Here is a 20,297-nt window from a genome sequence, read left to right on the forward strand (position 1 = left end):
GATGGGAAAGGAAAAAAAGCCGCCGGGAATCAGAAGGCGGCTGGCCTGGGCCGGCGGGGTGGTACTGCTTTTAATATTTCTCGGCGTTTGGGTATGGAATTATCTTCCGATCCATTATGCAAGATTTTACCTGACACGGTCGGCATTGCAAACCAGAGGGCGGTTAATGGATTTATGGGGCAAGGACAAGGAAGGAAAAGGGGCAGAGGAAGATTCCCTGAAGCTTATAGCTGATGAAGTGGATTGGAATGGTCATTCTGTGCTGATACTTCCGGGAGGGTTTGGCATCAACTGGAAGGAGCAAAGGGATGAAAAACATACCTTTACCCAGGGAAGCCTTGATGTGTATTTTCTTGGGGCCATAAGGGATGGAGTCCATTATTGGGCTGACAGAGATAATGCCGTAATATCCATACCTGGGATGAAAGGACCTACCATAAGAACCAGCCAGGATACATTAAAAGAGGTTATCGGTTTTTCCATTGTCCCGGAAGAGAGAGACCATTTAAGAGATCAGCTTAAAACCTTGAAAAAGGATACCGTCCAAATGATGAACCAGAGCCATATGGAGTTTGTCAGCAGGGATAAGAGTGGCGTAACCATAAAGGCATCAGTACCTTCCGGTCTCTTTGACGCCTATTTGAGTAAGGCAGGAGAACTGCTTAGAGCGGGGCCCGGAAAGGATATGAAAGAATGGGGACAGATGTTAGAGGAACGGAAGACCCAGGGAGAGGCTCAGGAAATATTCTTTATCATTGACAAGGGGCTGCATATCACGGAGATCAAAGTGGAGGGTCTGGCTGATATGAGCCTTTTACTGGAGTCTAATGAAGGGCTGTCAGTAGCAGGAAGTATAATGCTTCGCGAACGGAAGCTTGATATGAGCGCAAAGGTCTATTTTGGCAATGGGCAGGAGGGGAAAAGGGCATTCCAGATCCCTGAGTTAAATCTTACATATCATAATGAAAGATTTGAGCTTGGACTGAAGCTGAGCGGAGGATATGAAGGCGGTAAGATCTCTTCTGATGCTCTGGAATATAGGAAACTGTCTGAGACAGGCGGGGAATCCTCCGGTGACGGATTGCAGAAGGTCAAGGACGAGTTTCTAAAAAGAACCGGGCAATTAGGCCTTGACTTTTATAAGTAAATAAAAAAAATCTATTGACAAATACAACTGTAACTTTTATAATAACAGTAAAGATACTGAAACTCACAAAGTTACAGTTTTCCATGCAATAATCCAAAAAGCGGGGATATTTAAGAAGATTATGATAAAACTATAAAAAAGAACACCGTCGGCTGGAAAACATTGCAAAGGATGTACTGTTCATCATATGATCGGCGCATACCCGGACCCGGAGTAATGTTGATAATTATGAATAAAAGGCGCTTTTCGTGAATACACAAAAAGCAAGTCAAGAAGGAGGAACATGATATGGCAGTTTTAACATTAACACAGGAGAATTTTCAAACTGAAGTGACAGATAACAGCGGCATTGTGGTGGTGGATTTTTGGGCGACCTGGTGCGGTCCGTGTAAGATGTTTGCACCGGTGATAGACGAAATTGCTGAAGGGAATCTTCCCGGCGTTAAGGTAGGCAAGGTGGATGTTGACCAGCAGCCGGACTTAGCAGGGCAGTTTAGGGTTATGAGCATTCCGACCCTTGTACTCTTTAAGGATGGTAAGGCGGCAGTTACTTCCGTAGGAGTGAAATCCAAGAAAGAAGTTCTGGATATGATTGAGAAATTAAGATAAAATACAGCAAAGGCCACGGGTCTTCCGGTTAACCGGAACGGCCAGTGGTCTTTTTTTACAGCTTTTTACTGCTTCCGGATCGTATCTTTTTCGTATAAAATAGATAACATAAGTAGTTATTGACATTCCCCTATACAGGAAGGATTATACTAAGTTAATCAGTACAAATAAACTCGTAATTGTAGAGGGAAACTATTAATGGACACATAGACAAGGCATATGCTTAGGGGGTTTCAATGAAAGAAAAAAAATTATACTCAATTGGGGAAGTGAGTAAGATCTGCAACATTTCTACAAAAGCTTTGAGGTTTTATGATAAAATCGGTATCATATCTCCGGATATGATCTGCAAGGAAAACAGCTACCGGTATTATAACAAAGAGTCGCTTCTGACTGTCCCGGTGGTGAAATACTACAAGCAAATGGGATTTAAACTGGAAGAGATGCAGGGACTGGTCGAAGGAAATACTTATTATTACCTGGAACAGAATTTCCGGAACAAGATTGACCAGTTATGTCTTCAGGAGCAGCAGATCCATAACAGCTATATTGCGGTTAAGGACTGGTATGAGCTGATACAGGAAGCCAAACTGGTGCTCCTGAATGATGTTCATGATGTTGCCGTAAAATATATACAGCCGGCGACCTATTGCGGCATGGAGCAGGACTTTGACTACAATTACATGGAATCCATTATCAATATAGAATGGACCAATCACTTAGAGCAAGAAGAGAATGAAATCACAGGACCGGTGATTTTAAAATTTGATTCATTTGAGGAAAAGATGGCAGGCAAATGCAGCCGCACCAGAATCATGCAGCAGGCCATTCATCCATGCAGGAACTGTTTGAACCGCCAGGTCTTTGGAGGATTTATGGCTGCGTCGGTTTATCATATCGGAAAGCATGAAACGATTGATGAAGAATATGAGAAAATACTTAAATGGGCGGCAAAAAGGGGCTATAAGTGCGGGAAAGAAAGCTTTGAACGGTATGTGGTCGATTACTGGACCACCAGAAGCCGGGAGGAGTTTGTTTCAGAGATCATTGTTCCGATATACAGAGAATAAGGGAGCATCTTTTAATTGCTGGCTTCCCTGGATACAGTATTCAAAAAGAAGCTGTACCAGGGGGGTCTTTTTTTATTTTCCGGGCTGGTTCCGTTCCTCCCAATATTTGGAGCATAAAAAAGTTTAAAAACCTGTTGACATTTACCCTAGGGGGAACATTTATACTAAATGCATAGAAAAACACAAAGCGTCTACGTAAAATTAGTAACATTAACTGGCGTGATGTGTTTTCTAAACGTTTTCAGCTGAACGTGAAGAAAAAAGCAGAGTAACATGCTAACTTGAATTTTGTGCAGCACCAATTGGGGAAGGAAAACTTAAATGACGGAAGCACGAAAAAAATTTAAAGCAATTGGCGTTACAACAGGCTTGATATCAGGTCTTATGTATGGGTTATATACCACATTCGTTTTGATCGCCGGTTATTACAAGCCTCTAGCCGGAGCGGTTGGGTTGTTTGCTGCTCCCTATGTAACCTCGGGCCTGAATGATTTGTTTGCAGGCATCTGGCTGACCGCTTATAACGTAAAGACCGGAAGAATCCGGGAAATCGGAAGAAGCTTACGCCTGTTCCCGGGAAAAATCATTCTTATCGGCTCTCTGGTTGGCGGACCCATAGCAAGTGGAGCATACCTCATGGGACTCGCCATGGCAGGAGCTTATGCAATACCGATTTCCGCCATGTACATACTCTTTGGAGCATTGTTTGCAAGGATTTTCCTAAAGCAGAAAATCGTGCCGAGAGTTGGCATTGGAATGGTGATCTGTGTGGTTGGAGCAATAGTCATCAACTGGGTAAAGCCGGAAGGCAGCACTAATTTTACCCTTGGGATCATCTGCGCGTTTGTTGCAGCCATCGGCTGGGCTTTGGAAGGTGTATTCGCAGCTTACGGAAGTGCTATGCTGGATACCGATGTGGTAATCAACATACGCCAGCTATTATCCGGTATTGTGGATTTGGTTGTTATTTTGCCGATGGTGGGAGGCATGGGACTTTTAAAAGACACCCTGTTCTCAATGCCGCCGGTTATGTGGCTGCTGGTTTCCGGACTTTGCGCCGCAATATCCTATTTGTGCTGGTATAAATCCAACAGTACAATAGGCTGCGCTATGGGAATGTCACTGAATATTACCTACGCGTTCTGGGGAGTGCTGTTTTGTATCCTGTTTTTAAAACAGCCATTGACCCCGACTATCATCATTGGTTCCATTATAATCATTTTGGGCGCGGTTTTAGTTTCCGTAGATCCATTTGAATTGCTCATAAAAAAGGAGGAAGTAAGCAATGAAATTTGATGCATTAGGAATGATCGAGACAAAGGGCCTGATCGGTTCAATCGAAGCTGCAGATGCAATGGTAAAGGCAGCAAACGTTACTCTGGTAGGAAAAGAATTTGTCGGCGGCGGTCTTGTTACCATTATGGTAAGAGGTGATGTCGGTGCGGTAAAGGCAGCGACCGATGCAGGTGCGGCTGCAGCCCAGAGAGTTGGAGAACTGGTTTCCGTTCACGTAATTCCTCGTCCTCACGCTGAGGTTGAAACCATTCTTCCGAAAGAGAAAAAGGAGTGTAAATAATGAGTAACCAAGGAATGACATCTGTATCCGCGGATGCAAAAATGGCGGCAGTCAATAAAAAATTCAGGACAACCGGTATGACAACCGGTGCATTATCCGGACTGACATACGGAATCTATACCGTACTTGTACTGGTGGCCGGATATTATGAACCTCTTGTCAGTGCGGCAGGACTTTTAGCAGGACCATATGTGTGCTCCGGCTTAAACGATCTTTTCGCAGGAATCTGGCTGACTGCTTATAATGCAAAAAGCGGCCGTATCCGTGAGATGGGAAGAAGCCTTAATACATTCCCTGGTAAAATGATAGTCATCGGATCCATTCTCGGAGGTCCCATTGCCAATGGCGCTTATCTGGTAGGCCTTGCCATGGCCGGTGCCTATGCGATTCCAATTTCCGCATTATGCAGTTTATTCGGTGCAATTTTTGCATGGATCTTCTTAAAACAGAAAATCACCAAGAGAGTCATGTTAGGTATGCTGGTATGTGTGGCTGGCGCTATCATCATCAACTGGACGAAGCCGGAAGGCAGTGATAACTTCACACTGGGAATTATCTTCTCCTTTATTGCAGCAATCTGCTGGGCCCTGGAAGGCGTATTTGCCACTTACGGCGGAGCCATGATCGATACTGATGTTGCAGTAAACTTACGCCAGCTGATTTCCGGTGTTGTGGATTTATTCGTGATCCTACCTATCGTTGGCGGCCTGGGACTTCTTGGCGGAACACTTATGGCAGGAATACCAGCCATCTGGCTTGCAGTATCCGGCTTAAGTGCCGCAGTGTCTTTCCTTTGCTGGTATAAGAGTAATTCCACCGTTGGATGTGCTGTGGGAATGTCCTTAAATGTAACCTATGCGTTCTGGGGAGTTTTCTTCTGTATCCTGTTTTTGGGACAGGCAGTGACACCTACGATTGTAATCGGTTCTTTTGTAATCGTATTTGGTGCGATTCTGGTTACCATGAATCCACTGGATTTATTCAGGAAAGGGGAATAAGGAAATGTTATTACCTGCAAGAACAGCGGTTTTAAATTATTTATATGGAGTGGAAAATGCGGATATTGCCCAGATCATGGAGGCTTTAAAACCGCTTTACGGCGGAGAACGCCAGTTTACCAAAGACCGTTACATGGATCATGTTATGTCTTTGGAAGCAAACGGTATGGTCAACTTGTGCAGCTATGACTTAGATCAGAACGGAGAGCTGCGCATGCGCTACGAAATCAATGATGATGGAAGAAGCGCAGTTGACAAATATGTGGATAAGAAATACCGCAAATAGCATAGAGGAGGTTTACAAAGGTGAGATATTACGGCGAAGAAGCGTTAGGCCTGGTAGAGACCGTTGGACTGGTTCCTGCACTGGAGGCAGCAGACAAGATGCTTAAGGCAGCAGATGTAGAATTGATTTCTTATGAAAACGTAGGTTCCACCCTGGTGACCATTATGGTAAAGGGTGATGTGGCAGCGGTACGCTCCTCCGTAGAGGCAGGTGCAGAAGCGGCAGCAGCAATCGGCAAGCTGACAGCAAAGAACGTAATGCCAAGGCCGATTAAAGAGGTCGGAGACATTGTATCCGTACACGATATAGACGCATAGAGAGAGGAAAACAGTATATGGAAAGATATGAAGCCATAGGCGCGGTAGAAACATTTGGTCTGGTATTTGTTCTCGAAGCGGCGGATGCAATGTGCAAGGCGGCTGATGTGGAACTCATCGGCTATGAAAATGTAGCTTCCGGTTATATTTCTGTTTTGGTACGGGGAGATGTGGGAGCCTGCAAGACGGCTGTAGAAGCTGGAATTAAGGCAGTAAAGGATATGGGAGCGGATGTTTACAGCTCCGTAGTCATTCCAAGACCTCATCCCCATCTTGAAAAAATCATCAGACGATATGCCTTAAGTGTTGCTCCTGAACAGGAATAGCAGGCATCCCGGATGAAGGGAGAATCGAATATGAATTTTGTAGATAAAGACCTGCTCTCCATACAGGAGGCAAGGATTTTAATGGAAAGTGCACGGGAAGCCAGAGAGACCATGCTTACCTTCCCCCAGGAAACGCTTGATCTCATTACAGGCACCCTGGCTGCGGCAGCAAAGGAACTGGCGGAGGAACTGGCGGTCATGTCCGCGGAAGAAACCGGATATGGACGTTTCCAGGACAAGTACGTGAAGAACACCTTTGTCTGCAATTTCCTGCCGGAGCGCTTAAAAGATATGAGGTGTGTCGGCATCTTAGAAGAAGACTCAAGGCATAAAACCATGGCAGTTGGCGTTCCTGTGGGTGTGATTGCCGCACTGACGCCGGCAGTGAGCCCGGTTTCTACTGCGATTTACAACATTCTGATCGCTGTTAAGTCCGGCAACCCCATCGTTATCGCGCCTCATGAAAGGGCTGGGAAGGTAACGGGCAGACTGATTGACCGGCTGATGGAAGCAGGAAAATGCTGCGGACTTCCGGAAGGAGCCATCGGGTATTTAAAGACAGTGACAAGGGCAGGAACCCTGGAGCTGATCCGCCACCCGGCAGCAGCCATGGTGGTCAACACCGGAGTACCGGAGCTGTGCCGCGAGGCAGCAGAAAGCGGAAAACCTTATATTTACGGCGGTACCGGAAACGGACCAGTCTTTGTGGAACGGACTGCCGATGTAAGACAGGCGGTAGAGGATATCATTACAAGCCGTACCTTTGATTATGGGATCGTGTCTGCAGCCGAGCAGTATATGGTGGTAGACAGCCTCATTGCAGCAGAAGTAAAAGCCGAAATGCTAAAGAACGGCGCCTACTTTATGAATGGGGAAGAGGAGAAACAGTTAATTGATCTCCTTTGCCTGGAAAGCGGGAAGGCGGATACGGAAATCATGGGAAGACCGGCAGCAGAACTTGCGGTCAGAGCAGGATTTACGGTTTCTGATTCCACAACGGTGCTGGTTTCTGAACAGAAGTATATTTCTGACAGGAATCCGTTTGCAAAAGAGCTTCTGTGTCCTGTACTGGCTTATTACATTGAAAATGACTGGATGCACGCCTGCGAGAAATGCATGAGCCTTCTGGTTAACGAAAGCCATGGACACACCCTGGTAATCCACTCCAGGAATGAAGAAGTGATACGCCAGTTCGCCTTAAAGAAGCCGGTGGGCAGAATCCTTGTCAATACACCCGCCACCCTGGGCAGCATGGGAGCGACCACGAACTTATTTCCGGCCATGACCCTTGGTAGTATTACGACAGGCGCCGGAATTACGGCTGACAACGTGTCGCCCATGAATTTCATCTACATCCGGAGTGTGGGATATGGAGTCCGGGATGCGAAAGAATTCCTTGGAGTTACAGGAAACGTTTCGGGCGGACATGGAAAAGCTCCTGAGACAAAAGGAGGAAGCGAAGATGCAAAAGCGCTCCTGAAACAGATTTTAGAAACCTTGTCCAGGGAGCTTGATGATAAGTGTTGAAAGAAAAGCGTCTTTCAACCTTGAATTTGTGAATCAACTGGATATGCAAGCATATCCGCTTGATTCATTAGGTGGCAAATAATTGAAAGAGAGGGAAACCAGATTGGATATTCGTGAATTTTCAAATAAATTTGTGGAAGCAACGAAGAACATGACACCAGAAGAAAGAGCTTCTCTGATGAAGATGTTTGAAACTGTTTCCGATGAAATCAACAAAAAAGAGCCTGCTTCCCAGGCGGCAGCATGCCTTGAGGGAGGAACAGAGATACCGGATGGCATTACTCCGAGGCTTCAGAACTTAAAGGAAAATTATTTAAAGCATAAACCATCGATCACAACATACCGTGCAAGGGCTATTACCAAGATCGCAAAAGAAAACCCTGGTATGCCAAAGATCATGCTTCGTGCAAAATGCTTCCGTTACTGCTGTGAAACAGCTCCCCTTGTCATTCAGGACAACGAGCTCATCGTAGGTGCTCCCTGCGGCGCTCCGCGTGCAGGTGCATTCTCCCCGGATATCGCATGGAGATGGATGGTAGATGAGATCGATACCATCGGTACACGTCCTCAGGATCCATTCTATATTTCCGATGAAGACAAGAAAATCATGAAAGAAGAGCTGTTCCCATACTGGTCCGGCAAATCGGTTGATGAGTATTGTGAAGATCAGTACCGTGAAGCAGGCGTTTGGGAATTATCCGGAGAATCCTTTGTATCTGACTGCTCTTACCATGCCATCAACGGCGGCGGAGATTCAAACCCCGGCTATGATGTGATCCTTATGAAGAAGGGCATGCTGGATATTCAGCAGGAAGCCAAGGATCATTTAAAAGAACTGGATTATGAGAATCCTGATGATATTGAGAAGATTTATTTCTACAAATCCATTATTGATACCACAGAAGGCGTTATGATCTACGCAAAGAGACTTTCCGAGTATGCAGCAGAGCTTGCAGCAAAGGAAACCAATCCAAAGCGTAAGGAAGAACTGTTAAAGATTTCAGAAGTAAATGCTTACGTTCCTGCTCACAAGCCAAGAACCTTCTGGGAGGCCATCCAGGCAGTATGGACCATCGAATCCCTGCTCGTAGTGGAAGAAAACCAGACCGGTATGTCCATCGGACGTGTGGATCAGTATATGTATCCATTCTACAAAGATGACATCGAATCCGGACGTATGAATGATTACCAGGCATTTGAGCTTGCAGGCTGTATGCTGATCAAGATGTCTGAGATGATGTGGATCACCAGCGAAGGCGGTTCCAAATTCTTTGCAGGCTACCAGCCATTCGTAAACATGTGTGTAGGCGGTGTGACCCGCAGTGGACACGATGCCACCAATGATTTAACTTACTTACTTATGGATGCCGTTCGTCATGTTAAGATTTACCAGCCATCACTTGCATGCCGTATCCACAACAAGTCCCCGAAAAAGTACATGAAAAAGATCGTAGATGTGGTTCGTTCCGGTATGGGATTCCCAGCCTGCCACTTTGACGATGCCCACATCAAGATGATGCTTGCAAAAGGCGTATCCATTGAAGATGCACGTGATTACTGCCTGATGGGCTGTGTAGAGCCTCAGAAGTCAGGACGTCTCTATCAGTGGACATCCACTGCATATACCCAGTGGCCGATCTGTATCGAGCTTGTTTTAAACCACGGAACTCCGTTATGGTATGGCAAGCAGGTTTGCCCGGATATGGGTGACTTAAGCAACTTCAAAACTTACGAAGAGTTTGAAGCAGCCGTAAAAGAAGAAATCAAATATATTACAAAGTGGACCGATGTTGCTACCGTAATTTCCCAGCGCGTTCACAGAGACTTAGCTCCGAAGCCACTCATGTCCATCATGTACGAAGGCTGTATGGAAAAAGCAAAGGATGTATCCGCAGGCGGTGCGATGTACAACTTCGGACCTGGTGTGGTATGGTCCGGACTTGCTACCTATGCAGATTCCATGGCAGCGATCAAGAAGCTTGTATTTGAAGAGAAAAAATATACATTAGAGCAGATAAACGAAGCGTTAAAGGCTGACTTTGTGGGATATGACCAGATCCGCACCGATTGCCTTAATGCTCCAAAATACGGAAATGATGATGATTATGCAGATTTAATTGCAGCTGACCTGGTTGACTTTACAGAGCATGAACACAGGAAATATAAGACCTTATACTCTGTATTAAGCCATGGTACCTTATCCATTTCCAATAACACTCCATTCGGACAGATGACAGGCGCTTCTGCCAACGGCCGTAATGCATGGCTGCCTCTTTCCGACGGAATCAGCCCAACCCAGGGTGCAGACTTCAAGGGCCCGACTGCAATCATCAAGTCCGTATCCAAGATGTCCAATGACAGCATGAACATCGGTATGGTGCATAACTTTAAGATCATGGCTGGTCTTTTGGATACCCAGGAAGGGGAAGAAAGCCTTATCACCCTTCTTCGTACGGCCTGTATGTTAGGAAACGGCGAGATGCAGTTCAACTACCTGGATAACAATACCTTGGTTGAGGCTCAGAAGCATCCGGAGCTGTACCGCGACTTAATCGTCCGCGTAGCCGGCTATAGCGCATTCTTCGTAGAGTTATGCAAGGATGTACAGGATGAGATCATAAGCAGAACTATGCTGACACATTTCTAAAAGAAAGTTGAGATCAATCACAATGGACCATGGAACGACAGGAGAGATTGAACGTAAGGCGTTTATCTTTAACGTGCAGAAGTACAACATGTATGACGGGCCGGGAATCAGAACCCTGGTATTTTTTAAAGGCTGTCCGCTCCGGTGTAAATGGTGCTCCAATCCAGAAGGAATGGTGCGGAAATTCCAGGTGATGTATAAGCAGAATTCCTGTGTAAACTGCGGGGCGTGCGCTGATGTATGCCCCGTGGGAATCCATGTGATATCCAAAGAGACGGGAAAACATGAAATCCGGCGGGAAAAGGATTGCATCGGATGCATGAAATGCAAGAATGTCTGCCCCAATGCAGCGCTGACCATTGCCGGAGAAGTTAAGACCATTTCAGAACTGCTTAAAATCGTGGAAGAGGATTCTGCCTTTTATGATATTTCAGGCGGCGGCGTGACTCTTGGGGGCGGCGAAGTGACTGCCCAGCCGGAAGCAGCCTTAAACCTGTTAATGGCCTGCAAGCAGGAAGGGATCAATACGGCAATTGAGACCTGTGGTTATACAAATACGGAAACGATTTTAAAAATTGCAGAGTATGTGGACCTGTTTCTGTTTGATATCAAACATATGGATCCTGTCCGCCACAATGAACTGGTGGGTGTGAACAACGAACAGATTCTTACCAATTTAAAGGAACTGCTTCACCACCGTTTTAATGTGAAAGTCCGCATGCCTATGTTAAAGGGGATCAATGACAGCCGGGAAGAGATCGATGAGGTCATTAAATTCTTAATGCCCTTCCGTGACTACAAAAATTTTAAGGGAATTGATTTACTTCCGTACCATAAGCTGGGCGTTAACAAATATAATCAGCTTGATATGAAATATCCCATTGAAGGGGATCCAAGCTTAAGCCCGGAGGATTTAGACCGGATTGAAGGCTGGATGAAGGAATATCAATTTCCGGTTACTGTGGTGAAGCACTAAGAAAGGGGAAAAGGCCATGATTGAGATGCAGCGTGTCATAGAGGAATCCGTTCCTGGTAAACAGGTGACCATCGCCCATGTGATCGCATCTCCCATTCCGGAGGTGTATGAATGCCTTGGCATCGATGAAATGGGAGCCATCGGAATTCTCACCCTGTCCCCTTTTGAAACCTCTATCATTGCGGCGGATATTGCAGCAAAGGCAGCAGATGTGCAGGTGGGCTTCTTAGACCGCTTCACAGGCTCTGTGATCATTGCCGGCGATGTGGACAGTGTGGAAACCGCTTTGACTGCGGTATGCGATACCTTAAACCGCGGCCTGGGCTATATGGTGCCTGCGGTAACCAAAACATGAGAAAGAAAAGAATCATGATCATCGGTCCCGGCGGCAGCGGGAAGACTTCCCTGGCTCATGCCATAAACGGTTTTACCGGTCCGGCCAGAAGAACCCAGAATATGGTGTATGGGGAAAAAACCTTGGATGTGCCGGGGGTTTACTTAGAAAGTCCCTGGATGCATAAGCATATCATTGCAGCGGCACAGGATGCCTCTCATGTACTGATGCTGGTAGACCAGTCCTCATGCCGGGAAAGTTACCCGCCAGGATTTGCAAAAGCGTTTCGGGTTCCTGTCATCGGTGTGATAACGGGAAGCGGAGAAAAACCGGAACATGACGGCTGGTGTATCCGTCAGTTAAAAAAGGCCGGGGTACGGGAGCCCTACTATCATATTAATCTGTCTGAACGGACAGGCCTTCAGGAATTAATGGAGGCATTAAACTATTAGGTAATACCCTGCAGGTATACCTTTATGCCCAAAGAACGTGGGCAAATAAGAGGAAAGGAGGGAAATGTAACATGGAGCAATTTGTAATGAATACAAAGGTATATATGGGATCTTCCTGTCTGGATAAGATCAAGGATCTTCCTGTGACGAAGGCTTATATTATCTGTGACCCCTTTATGGCCCAGTCTGGAAAGGTAGACTGGATTACAGAGCTTTTGCAGGAAAAGGGGAGCAGCTATGAAGTGTTTTCTGGAGTAGTGCCCGATCCGACCATTGAAGTCGTTTCAAAAGCTATAGGTGGAATGAAATGCTTTGGTCCGGATGCAGTGATCGCCCTTGGCGGCGGCTCTGCTATTGATACGGCAAAGGCAGCAAGCCACATCTTCAGTCAGATGGGAAATGAGAGACTGTTCTTAATTGCGGTTCCAACCACCAGCGGTACCGGCAGTGAAGTAACTAATTTTTCTGTTATATCCGACCCACAGGCCCAGGCGAAATATCCGCTGCGTTCCGATAGCATGGTGCCGGATGCAGCATTTCTTGATCCCCGTTTTACGGTGTCGGTTCCGCCTCACATTACAGCGGATACTGGAATGGATGTGTTAACCCATGCCCTGGAAGCTTATGTTTCAACCAATGCAGGTGATTTTACCGATGCCTGTGCGGAAAAAGCGGTGAGACTGGTGTGGAACTACCTGACACGTACCGTAGAAGAAGGAAGCGACATGGAAGCCAGAACTCATATGCACAATGCTTCCTGTCTGGCTGGAGTTGCATTTAACGGAGCTTCCTTAGGGCTTTGCCACAGCATGGCTCATGCTCTGGGAGCGCGCTTTCACATTCCACACGGAAGAAGCAATGCGATCCTGCTTCCTCATGTCATCAGCTACAACGCTGGTCTGGAAGACGCCAGTGAGCAGAAAGCCTGCGGCAGGTATGTGGCAATTGCCAATATGCTTGGAATCGCGGCCGGAACAGATAAGGCCACGGTACACGGCTTGGTGCGTCACATTAAAAATCTGATGAACAAGATCAAAATACCGCAGCAGATTACAGACTTAAAGATTGATAAAGACGAATTTGAGCAGGCCGTACGGGAAATGGCGGAAAAAGCACTGGCTGACAACTGCACATTGACTAACCCAAGGGTGCCTACGGTAGAAGAGATTGAAACCATCTATCGGAAACTGTGTAAGGGGGGCTATTAATGAAATTCATCACGGAAGACGATTTGAGGATTTTATTCAGAAGAGAACCCTTTACTTCATATGATCTCCCTGCGGGAACAAGACTGACACCCGGAGCGCGACAATTCCTGGTGGATAAGAAGATTCTCATAAGTGACGATCCCATGATGGTAAAAAGAAAAAATGAGAAACCTGCAGAGAAAAAAGAAGAAGCACAGGAAAAAGAAATCTGCCGGGATGGTTTCTTGCTAAAAAAGAAAACGCTTCAGGCGCAGTTTTTGGAAGTGGGCCTTGAACTTTTAAGCCGGGACGTTCTTCTGGCAGAACAAGTATTTGATCTGGAACGAAAACTTTCCAACCTAAAAAAAGAGGGCAGGGAAGAGGAAACCGGATTTAAACCCTGCACCGGATTTCATGAGGATAATATGCAGGAACCTTTTGAGGATTGCTTTGAAATAACAGGTTTTCATGCTCAGTCAGAAAAAGGAAAAGAAATCCTTCTTCTGCACCGCCTGCGCTGCTGCACAAGAGAGCTGGCGGCTGAAGCAGGAAGCGAAAACTTAAACCCGGTCATTAACCGCTTATCGCAGATGATATGTCTGGAATATGGAGGAAAAGCATGTCAAAGGAAGTAATAACATTTGATGGCTGCAATGAGCTGGTGAGCCAGTTTGAAGCAGTTGTTAAGCAGCCCGTTAAGGGAAGCTCCTCTGTTTACTATACCGGTGTCGATCTGGGAACGGCGTGTGTGGTACTGGCTGTTTTAGATGAGAATTACAAACCTGTGGCAGGTGCTTACCGGTATGCGGATGTGGTCCGGGATGGAATGGTCGTGGATTACATCGGTGCAATCCGGATTGTTCGGGAGCTTAAGGAAGAACTGGAGGAAAAGCTGGGCACAGAATTGATTTATTCGGCGGCAGCCATTCCTCCGGGCACCGATTCTTTGGACGGCGGAGCCATTAAGAATGTAGTTCAGGGAGCTGGATTTGAAATAACGGCCCTTCTCGATGAGCCTACGGCGGCAAATGCTGTTTTAAAAATTAAAAACGGTGCAGTCGTAGATATCGGAGGCGGCACCACCGGAATTTCTATTTTAAAAGATGGAAAGGTGGTGTATGTAGCGGATGAACCAACAGGAGGAACTCATTTTTCCCTGGTGGTCTCCGGTGCTTATCAAATGTCCTTTCAGGAGGCAGAGGTCTATAAGAGGAAAGAAGAACACCATAAAGAACTGCTGCCGGTTTTAAAGCCGGTTGTGGAGAAGGTGGCTTCCATCATAAGACGCCATATCGAAGGACACGATGTTCAGGAAATCTACCTGGTAGGCGGTACCTGCTGCCTGACCGGGATTGAGGCAATCATTGAAAAACAGACGGGAATCAGGACAAGGAAGCCTGAGAATCCAATGTTTGTAACCCCTCTGGGAATTGCATTTTCCTGTACGCAGGAAGAGCTGGCATAAAGGATGTGGACAGTATGGAATACCGTATAATTAAATCACCGTCACAGGGAACCATCGATATTTTAAACCGAAGGAAGGGCTCAGGCACTTCCACCCCCATAGGACCGGTAGATGCAGTAGGACTGGTACAGGGCAGGATCATCGAAATGGTTTGTGCCGCAGATGTGGCAGAAAAAGCAGTAGGTGTTACGGTAGAAGATATCAGAGGAAGCTGCCCGCAGAACATGATCATGCTTGCGATTTTTGGAGATACGGCATCGGTAGAGGCAGCCATGGACGAGATTAAGCAAAGAGAGAAGAGAGGAGTGGAAGAATGGTAGCGGCCAGATTGATTGATAACATATGGGCAACCAGAAAAGCGGAGTCCTTAAATGGGTATAAATTTATGCTTGCCGAGATCATTGGAGGTACACGGGAAGGTGAGCGGCTGATCGTAGCAGATATCGTCAGCGCGGGAATCGGTGACCGTGTGATCATTTCCACCGGCTCTTCTGCCAGGCGGATGCTTGGAAGCGACGAAATCCCAGTCGATGCCGTAGTAATTGGGATTATTGATGAAGATTGCCAATTTATATAGAAGGGAAGTGATCATATGAAGCAGTTAATTTGTGCAAAAGATGTGGAAAAGTTAAATGCTGATGGAAAAAAGGTATTTTACGTGGAAAGCGGAAGTATCATCACTCCGTCTGCAAAGGATGCTGCAGATTCGTTTGGTATCAAATTCTGCGATAAGGCAGAAGAGCAGACGCAGGCTCCGGCTGCTTTCGCAGCCATGGATATGGACAGCGAAAAAATTTATATGGTACTGAAAACTTTAATGGAAAAGGGTTTGTTAAATGAGATTTTAAAACCTTACGAGTCAGAAAGCCATGGAAACGGTCTCAAGGTGGTTCGTGGAAGTTCTGTGAAAATGGATGTATTTGATACAGGCGATCCATCTGTCAAAGCTTACTACCAGGAACTTGTAAGCAAAGAGGAGTCCCATATCAGTGCAGGTTTCCTTGTGATCGACCATTCAAACTTTGAATGGGAATTGACCTATGAAGAGATCGACTATGTGATTGAAGGAACCTTAACTGTTACCATTGACGGAAAGACCTACACCGCAAAAGCCGGAGATGTGCTCTTTGTACCGTCAGGCTCCAAAGTAATCTGGGGTTCCCCAGATAAAGCAAGAGTATTTTATGCAACGTATCCGGCAAACTGGGCTGATTTGGTTTAAGGAGGTAAACAATGCAGGCACTTGGCTTTATTGAAACAAAAGGCGTGCTGGCGGCTATAGAGGCGGCAGATGCCATGTTAAAGGCTGCAGACGTGTCTCTTTTGGAAAAGACCAAAGTCGGCGGAGGTCTTGTCGCTGTTACGGTGACCGGCGATGTGGCGGCAGTAAAGGCAGCGGTGGACGCCGGAGCAGCAGCGGTAGAACGCATAAACGATGCTGCTTTAATTACACGCCATGTGATTGCCAGGCCTCATGATGAGCTGACGGCTGTAATCGGCGGAGGTACTCCTGACGAACCGGAACAAGAACCAGTTCCGGAAATCGCTGAAGAACCAGAGGCTGAGGTACTTAAAGAGATAACGGCAGAAGAACCGGTCGAAGAATCTTCCAATGAACCGGATTCTGTGGATACCATAAAACGGGAAACCGTGGACTTATGGATGAAGCAGGACGGTCTGGAAGAAGCCATGAAGATACTTGAAGATATGAAGGTAACAGAGCTTAGGACACTTGCCAGAGAATATCCGGAATTCAGTATAGCTGGACGGGAGATTTCAAAGGCAAATAAAACCCTGCTGCTGGAAGAATTCGGGAAGTATTATGGACAGAATGATTAATATTTTTAGAAAGGGAGAACGGGAACATGGAGAACTTTGATTTTGATTTACGTTCCATCCAGGAAGCAAGGGATTTAGCCAGATGCGGTGAAGCAGCCGCAAAAAAAATTGCCGGATTTACGGCAGAACAGATTGACACCATTCTTAAGAGTATGGCAAAAGCAGGAGAGGAACACGCTCTTTGCCTGGCAGAGATGGCTGTAGAGGAGACAGGCTTTGGAAAGGTCATGGACAAGGCATATAAGAACCATGCTGCTTCCACTCTTTTATATGAAGAAATAAAAGATATGAAGACAAGAGGAATCCTTGCAGAGGATACCGTAAATAAGACCATTGATGTGGCAGAACCGGTAGGCCTTGTAATGGGTATCGTTCCATCTACCAATCCGACCTCAACCGTATTCTTTAAATCCATGATTGCCATTAAATCAGGAAACGCAATTGTATTTTCTCCCCATCCTTCTGCTGCAAAATGCACGTTAAAGGCTGCAGAGGTTATGAGGGACGCTGCAATTGCAGCAGGAGCACCGGAGGGGATCATCGGCTGTGTATCCATGCCATCCATGGGATCTACCAATGAACTGATGAAGTGTAAGGAAGTTTCCGTAATCATTGCAACCGGCGGCCCGGGTATGGTAAAAGCTGCATACAGCGCAGGTAAGCCAGCCATCGGCGTAGGTGCAGGCAACTCACCGGCTTACATTGAAAAGACGGCAGATGTAAAGCAGGCGGTAAAGACAATCCTTGCCAGCAAGACGTTTGACTATGGTACCATCTGTGCTTCCGAGCAGTCCATTATCTGTGAGGAAAGCAATCATGCAGAAGTCGTAGCAGAGTTAAAAAGCCAGGGCGGTTACTTTATGACAAAGGAAGAAACCGACAAAGTCTGTGCCCTGTTATTTAAAAACGGCCATAACATGAATGCCAAATTTGTCGGACGTTCTCCTCAGGTGATTGCTCAGGCAGCCGGAATCCAGATCCCGGAGGAAGCAAAGGTCCTCATCGGAAAACAGGAAGGTGTCGGAGAGGGATATCCATTATCCTACGAAAAGCTGACAACCGTACTTGGTTTCTACACAGTAAAGAACTGGGAAGAGGCCTGCGGCTTAAGCATCCGACTTTTACAGAACGGAATCGGACATACCATGAGCATTCATACCCAGGACAGGGATATGGTTCTTAAGTTTGCTGCAAAGCCTGCTTCCAGAATCCTTGTAAATACAGGCGGAAGCCAGGGAGGAACAGGAATCAGTACAGGCCTTCCGATTTCCTTTACATTGGGATGCGGAACCTGCGGAGGAAGCTCTGTTTCTGAAAATGTGAGCCCGAAACATCTCCTTAATGTGAAAAAGGTCGCATTTGGTATTAAAGATTGCTCTACAATCGCGGCAGATGATCCAACCTTTACCTGGAAGAACAAAACCCAGGAGGCTACCTTTAGCCCTGCTGACTTCGTAGCTTCTTTTGATAAAAAAGAAGGTGAGGCCTCTTCTGCCTGCCAGGGAGGAAACGATGACAATGAGAAGCTGGCAGCTCTTGTAAAAGAGATCGTACTGGCCATGAAAGGCCAGTAAAAGCCAGTAAAAGCAGCAAGGAAAGGAGAACAGGAATGGATAAGTATGAAGCGGTAATCAAACTCTTAATGGAAGCCGTAAAAGCGGAATCCGGAACAGATGAGTTTCGAATACCAGTTGGCGTTTCCAACCGCCATGTACATTTGTCCCAGGAAGACTTGGATGCCCTTTTCGGTAAGGGGTACGAACTGACCAAGATGAAGGAGTTATCCCAGCCGGGTCAGTATGCATGCAAGGAAACAGTTACTGTATGCGGCCCAAAGGGAGCCATTGAGAAGGTCCGTATATTAGGTCCGGTCAGAAAACAGACTCAGGTCGAGGTTCTGGCAGCAGACTGTTTTAAGCTTGGAAAGAAATCCGAGCCTAAGATGTCCGGTGAATTAGCAGGAACACCGGGGATCACCCTGGTGGGACCAAAGGGTTCCGTTCAAACAAAAGAGGGCTTAATCATCGCCCAGAGACACATTCATATGACTCCTCAGGATGCCCTGAAGTTCGGCGTTCATGATGGTCAGACGGTAAGCATTCAGACAGAGGGGATCCGCGGCGGTATTTTTCATCATACGGCAATCCGCGTAACCGAAACATCAAGCCTGGAATGCCATCTTGATACGGAAGAAGCAAATGCCATGGGACTTGGCGGTTCTTCAAGCGTAACCATTGTAAAATAGGTGAACCATTAAAAATTAATTATAAATCAGGAGGATTTAAAAATGAAATACGATGCATTAGGAATGATTGAAACAAAAGGTTTAATTGGATCCGTTGAAGCAGCAGATGCTATGGTGAAAGCAGCAAACGTTACCCTGATCGGTAAAGAATTCGTAGGCGGCGGTCTTGTTACTGTTATGGTAAGAGGCGATGTAGGAGCTGTTAAGGCAGCTACTGATGCAGGTGCAGCAGCAGCTCAGCGTGTTGGTGAGCTTGTATCTGTCCATGTAATTCCTCGTCCACATGCAGAAGTTGAAACAATTCTTCCAGGTACAAAAGAAGCATAATTTAAAATTTGTTAAGGTCTGTTTTTTACGGGTTCTTCCTGCAAAAAACAGACCTTTTTTTACAATTTTTTTAAAATCTTGTAAAAACATAAAATTTTTGGAGTGTCAAGTTAAATTTCCGCATATAATAGACAAAATATGTTTTTTTAGGTATAATACCAATTATATGTGCAGGATGCAGAAAGCAGGTGTAATTATGCGTCATAAAAAGAGCGTAATGAGAAGTTTCATGATGGTGACCCAACTGGGGATCAGTGTCATGGTACCTGTATTTGTCTGTATTCTTGCAGGTTACTATATTGACCGGTACGCTGGGACAAAACTGACGTTATTATTTATGGTTCTGGGGTTTCTGGCTGGGGGATCCAATGCTTATAAGCTGGCAAAGGCAACACTGGCCATGAATGAAAGGGAGGAGAGGGTTGAGGATCAGAAGGAGCGCGTGGAACGGCAAGCGGAGGCTAGACCCAAGGTGCATAAACCGAAACAGCCAAGCCGCGTGAAAGGACATGATGATGAGAAACTTTCGTAGACAGGAGGACTTGTAATGGGGAAGGAAACAAAGAATCTGATTCTTGAGGTTTCTGCCGGAATCGTTATTTTCACGGCAGCAGCTATGCTAGGGGCATTATTTATGTATCCAAGACGAGCTGTATTTGCAGGACTTATTTTGGGAATGGTGTTAGCTCTGGCCATGTTTTTATCCATGGCTATGGTACTTGAACGTTCTATGAAGACGGAAGATCCAAAGACTGTTCAGAAGCAGAGTATTATTAGTTCAGTCCTTCGCTATCTGCTGCTTATTGTCATACTGGTGGCAGTTATTGTCCGGTTTTCGAACTGGTTCAATCCGGTCGCAGTAGTAATCGGAGTCCTCGGACTCAAGGTTGGAGCATTTTCCCAGCCTATTATCCATAAGATCGTGGCCAACAGGACAAAGGGAGAGTAATCTTCTTTGCGGTCAAGTGG

The 20,297-nt window shown here is 46.2% G+C and carries 26 protein-coding genes; all 26 read left to right on the forward strand.

Going from position 1 to position 20,297, the window contains the following annotated elements:
• Position 1 precedes the first annotated feature (1 nt).
• The 26 genes from H171_RS21385 (at position 2) to H171_RS21510 (ending at position 20,277) form a co-directional block, all read left to right on the forward strand.
• A complete protein-coding gene (locus H171_RS21385) occupies positions 2-1,147 on the forward strand; it encodes a hypothetical protein (RefSeq protein ID WP_157803203.1) in 1,146 nt (381 codons plus the stop codon).
• A gap of 288 nt (positions 1,148-1,435) precedes the next feature.
• Positions 1,436-1,756: a thioredoxin gene (gene trxA / locus H171_RS21390; RefSeq protein ID WP_100306934.1), complete on the forward strand. Its 321-nt coding sequence runs from the start codon at positions 1,436-1,438 to the stop codon at positions 1,754-1,756.
• 236 nt (positions 1,757-1,992) lie between these two features.
• Positions 1,993-2,826, forward strand: coding sequence for a MerR family transcriptional regulator (locus tag H171_RS21395; RefSeq protein ID WP_100306935.1), 834 nt, complete (start codon positions 1,993-1,995; stop codon positions 2,824-2,826).
• 321 nt (positions 2,827-3,147) lie between these two features.
• Entirely contained in the window at positions 3,148-4,122 is a 975-nt protein-coding gene (locus H171_RS21400; protein WP_100306936.1) for a DMT family transporter, read from the forward strand.
• Positions 4,112-4,402 (forward strand): ethanolamine utilization microcompartment protein EutM, encoded by a 291-nt coding sequence (gene eutM / locus H171_RS21405; RefSeq protein ID WP_025230290.1) that lies wholly within the window; start codon positions 4,112-4,114, stop codon positions 4,400-4,402. The genes H171_RS21400 and eutM (H171_RS21405) overlap by 11 nt, the downstream gene beginning before the upstream one ends.
• Entirely contained in the window at positions 4,402-5,400 is a 999-nt protein-coding gene (locus H171_RS21410) for a DMT family transporter (RefSeq protein WP_100306937.1), read from the forward strand. Before eutM (H171_RS21405) ends, H171_RS21410 begins: the two co-directional genes overlap by 1 nt.
• A gap of 4 nt (positions 5,401-5,404) precedes the next feature.
• A complete protein-coding gene (locus tag H171_RS21415; protein ID WP_054790482.1) occupies positions 5,405-5,686 on the forward strand; it encodes a hypothetical protein in 282 nt (93 codons plus the stop codon).
• Between the two features lie 20 nt (positions 5,687-5,706).
• Entirely contained in the window at positions 5,707-6,003 is a 297-nt protein-coding gene (locus H171_RS21420; protein ID WP_025230287.1) for a BMC domain-containing protein, read from the forward strand.
• 17 nt (positions 6,004-6,020) lie between these two features.
• A complete protein-coding gene (locus H171_RS21425; protein ID WP_025230286.1) occupies positions 6,021-6,329 on the forward strand; it encodes a BMC domain-containing protein in 309 nt (102 codons plus the stop codon).
• 30 nt (positions 6,330-6,359) lie between these two features.
• Positions 6,360-7,856 (forward strand): aldehyde dehydrogenase family protein, encoded by a 1,497-nt coding sequence (locus H171_RS21430; protein ID WP_100307616.1) that lies wholly within the window; start codon positions 6,360-6,362, stop codon positions 7,854-7,856.
• Between the two features lie 82 nt (positions 7,857-7,938).
• Complete coding sequence (cutC, locus tag H171_RS21435; protein WP_330398893.1) at positions 7,939-10,503, forward strand: choline trimethylamine-lyase; 2,565 nt, start codon at positions 7,939-7,941, stop codon at positions 10,501-10,503.
• Positions 10,504-10,525: 22 nt separating this feature from the next.
• Positions 10,526-11,479, forward strand: a complete 954-nt coding sequence (cutD, locus tag H171_RS21440) for a choline TMA-lyase-activating enzyme (RefSeq protein WP_100306938.1) — start codon at positions 10,526-10,528, stop codon at positions 11,477-11,479.
• A 16-nt stretch (positions 11,480-11,495) separates the two neighbouring features.
• Positions 11,496-11,834: a BMC domain-containing protein gene (locus tag H171_RS21445; RefSeq protein ID WP_100306939.1), complete on the forward strand. Its 339-nt coding sequence runs from the start codon at positions 11,496-11,498 to the stop codon at positions 11,832-11,834.
• Positions 11,831-12,265 carry a EutP/PduV family microcompartment system protein gene (locus tag H171_RS21450; RefSeq protein ID WP_100306940.1) on the forward strand — a complete coding sequence of 145 codons (435 nt, stop codon included), beginning with the start codon at positions 11,831-11,833 and terminating at the stop codon, positions 12,263-12,265. The genes H171_RS21445 and H171_RS21450 overlap by 4 nt, the downstream gene beginning before the upstream one ends.
• Before the next feature lie 71 nt (positions 12,266-12,336).
• The gene (locus H171_RS21455) at positions 12,337-13,473 is read left to right on the forward strand and encodes a 1-propanol dehydrogenase PduQ (protein ID WP_100306941.1); all 1,137 of its coding nucleotides are present in this window, start codon (positions 12,337-12,339) and stop codon (positions 13,471-13,473) included.
• Positions 13,473-14,087, forward strand: coding sequence for a hypothetical protein (locus tag H171_RS21460; protein WP_100306942.1), 615 nt, complete (start codon positions 13,473-13,475; stop codon positions 14,085-14,087). The genes H171_RS21455 and H171_RS21460 overlap by 1 nt, the downstream gene beginning before the upstream one ends.
• A complete protein-coding gene (gene eutJ / locus H171_RS21465; protein WP_100306943.1) occupies positions 14,072-14,917 on the forward strand; it encodes an ethanolamine utilization protein EutJ in 846 nt (281 codons plus the stop codon). Before H171_RS21460 ends, eutJ begins: the two co-directional genes overlap by 16 nt.
• A gap of 14 nt (positions 14,918-14,931) precedes the next feature.
• Positions 14,932-15,237 (forward strand): BMC domain-containing protein, encoded by a 306-nt coding sequence (locus tag H171_RS21470; RefSeq protein WP_100306944.1) that lies wholly within the window; start codon positions 14,932-14,934, stop codon positions 15,235-15,237.
• A complete protein-coding gene (locus H171_RS21475; RefSeq protein ID WP_100306945.1) occupies positions 15,231-15,494 on the forward strand; it encodes a EutN/CcmL family microcompartment protein in 264 nt (87 codons plus the stop codon). Before H171_RS21470 ends, H171_RS21475 begins: the two co-directional genes overlap by 7 nt.
• 15 nt (positions 15,495-15,509) lie before the next feature.
• Positions 15,510-16,139 carry a cupin domain-containing protein gene (locus tag H171_RS21480; protein WP_100306946.1) on the forward strand — a complete coding sequence of 210 codons (630 nt, stop codon included), beginning with the start codon at positions 15,510-15,512 and terminating at the stop codon, positions 16,137-16,139.
• An 11-nt stretch (positions 16,140-16,150) separates the two neighbouring features.
• Positions 16,151-16,756 carry a BMC domain-containing protein gene (locus H171_RS25070; protein WP_100306947.1) on the forward strand — a complete coding sequence of 202 codons (606 nt, stop codon included), beginning with the start codon at positions 16,151-16,153 and terminating at the stop codon, positions 16,754-16,756.
• A gap of 26 nt (positions 16,757-16,782) precedes the next feature.
• Positions 16,783-18,330, forward strand: a complete 1,548-nt coding sequence (locus tag H171_RS21490) for an acetaldehyde dehydrogenase (acetylating) (protein ID WP_100306948.1) — start codon at positions 16,783-16,785, stop codon at positions 18,328-18,330.
• Between the two features lie 35 nt (positions 18,331-18,365).
• The gene (locus H171_RS21495; RefSeq protein WP_100306949.1) at positions 18,366-19,001 is read left to right on the forward strand and encodes a phosphate propanoyltransferase; all 636 of its coding nucleotides are present in this window, start codon (positions 18,366-18,368) and stop codon (positions 18,999-19,001) included.
• 42 nt (positions 19,002-19,043) lie between these two features.
• Positions 19,044-19,328 (forward strand): ethanolamine utilization microcompartment protein EutM, encoded by a 285-nt coding sequence (eutM, locus tag H171_RS21500; RefSeq protein WP_025230271.1) that lies wholly within the window; start codon positions 19,044-19,046, stop codon positions 19,326-19,328.
• A 196-nt stretch (positions 19,329-19,524) separates the two neighbouring features.
• Positions 19,525-19,860: an AtpZ/AtpI family protein gene (locus H171_RS21505; protein ID WP_100306950.1), complete on the forward strand. Its 336-nt coding sequence runs from the start codon at positions 19,525-19,527 to the stop codon at positions 19,858-19,860.
• A 15-nt stretch (positions 19,861-19,875) separates the two neighbouring features.
• Positions 19,876-20,277 (forward strand): ATP synthase subunit I, encoded by a 402-nt coding sequence (locus tag H171_RS21510; RefSeq protein WP_100306951.1) that lies wholly within the window; start codon positions 19,876-19,878, stop codon positions 20,275-20,277.
• The last annotated feature ends 20 nt before the right edge of the window (positions 20,278-20,297 follow it).

Origin of the sequence: [Clostridium] celerecrescens 18A, assembly GCF_002797975.1 — a bacterium.
In the GTDB taxonomy this organism is placed as follows: domain Bacteria; phylum Bacillota; class Clostridia; order Lachnospirales; family Lachnospiraceae; genus Lacrimispora; species Lacrimispora celerecrescens.

Excerpts from the sequence above, each read along its gene's own strand:
- H171_RS21385 (WP_157803203.1), top strand. The coding sequence starts at position 2 with ATGGGAAAGGAAAAAAAGCCGCCGGGAATCAGAAGGCGGCTGGCCTGG.
- trxA (WP_100306934.1), top strand. The coding sequence starts at position 1,436 with ATGGCAGTTTTAACATTAACACAGGAGAATTTTCAAACTGAAGTGACA.
- H171_RS21395 (WP_100306935.1), top strand. The coding sequence starts at position 1,993 with ATGAAAGAAAAAAAATTATACTCAATTGGGGAAGTGAGTAAGATCTGC.
- H171_RS21400 (WP_100306936.1), top strand. The coding sequence starts at position 3,148 with ATGACGGAAGCACGAAAAAAATTTAAAGCAATTGGCGTTACAACAGGC.
- eutM (WP_025230290.1), top strand. The coding sequence starts at position 4,112 with ATGAAATTTGATGCATTAGGAATGATCGAGACAAAGGGCCTGATCGGT.
- H171_RS21410 (WP_100306937.1), top strand. The coding sequence starts at position 4,402 with ATGAGTAACCAAGGAATGACATCTGTATCCGCGGATGCAAAAATGGCG.
- H171_RS21415 (WP_054790482.1), top strand. The coding sequence starts at position 5,405 with ATGTTATTACCTGCAAGAACAGCGGTTTTAAATTATTTATATGGAGTG.
- H171_RS21425 (WP_025230286.1), top strand. The coding sequence starts at position 6,021 with ATGGAAAGATATGAAGCCATAGGCGCGGTAGAAACATTTGGTCTGGTA.
- H171_RS21430 (WP_100307616.1), top strand. The coding sequence starts at position 6,360 with ATGAATTTTGTAGATAAAGACCTGCTCTCCATACAGGAGGCAAGGATT.
- cutD (WP_100306938.1), top strand. The coding sequence starts at position 10,526 with ATGGACCATGGAACGACAGGAGAGATTGAACGTAAGGCGTTTATCTTT.
- H171_RS21445 (WP_100306939.1), top strand. The coding sequence starts at position 11,496 with ATGATTGAGATGCAGCGTGTCATAGAGGAATCCGTTCCTGGTAAACAG.
- H171_RS21450 (WP_100306940.1), top strand. The coding sequence starts at position 11,831 with ATGAGAAAGAAAAGAATCATGATCATCGGTCCCGGCGGCAGCGGGAAG.
- H171_RS21455 (WP_100306941.1), top strand. The coding sequence starts at position 12,337 with ATGGAGCAATTTGTAATGAATACAAAGGTATATATGGGATCTTCCTGT.
- H171_RS21460 (WP_100306942.1), top strand. The coding sequence starts at position 13,473 with ATGAAATTCATCACGGAAGACGATTTGAGGATTTTATTCAGAAGAGAA.
- eutJ (WP_100306943.1), top strand. The coding sequence starts at position 14,072 with ATGTCAAAGGAAGTAATAACATTTGATGGCTGCAATGAGCTGGTGAGC.
- H171_RS21470 (WP_100306944.1), top strand. The coding sequence starts at position 14,932 with ATGGAATACCGTATAATTAAATCACCGTCACAGGGAACCATCGATATT.
- H171_RS21475 (WP_100306945.1), top strand. The coding sequence starts at position 15,231 with ATGGTAGCGGCCAGATTGATTGATAACATATGGGCAACCAGAAAAGCG.
- H171_RS21480 (WP_100306946.1), top strand. The coding sequence starts at position 15,510 with ATGAAGCAGTTAATTTGTGCAAAAGATGTGGAAAAGTTAAATGCTGAT.
- H171_RS25070 (WP_100306947.1), top strand. The coding sequence starts at position 16,151 with ATGCAGGCACTTGGCTTTATTGAAACAAAAGGCGTGCTGGCGGCTATA.
- H171_RS21490 (WP_100306948.1), top strand. The coding sequence starts at position 16,783 with ATGGAGAACTTTGATTTTGATTTACGTTCCATCCAGGAAGCAAGGGAT.
- H171_RS21495 (WP_100306949.1), top strand. The coding sequence starts at position 18,366 with ATGGATAAGTATGAAGCGGTAATCAAACTCTTAATGGAAGCCGTAAAA.
- eutM (WP_025230271.1), top strand. The coding sequence starts at position 19,044 with ATGAAATACGATGCATTAGGAATGATTGAAACAAAAGGTTTAATTGGA.
- H171_RS21505 (WP_100306950.1), top strand. The coding sequence starts at position 19,525 with ATGCGTCATAAAAAGAGCGTAATGAGAAGTTTCATGATGGTGACCCAA.
- H171_RS21510 (WP_100306951.1), top strand. The coding sequence starts at position 19,876 with ATGGGGAAGGAAACAAAGAATCTGATTCTTGAGGTTTCTGCCGGAATC.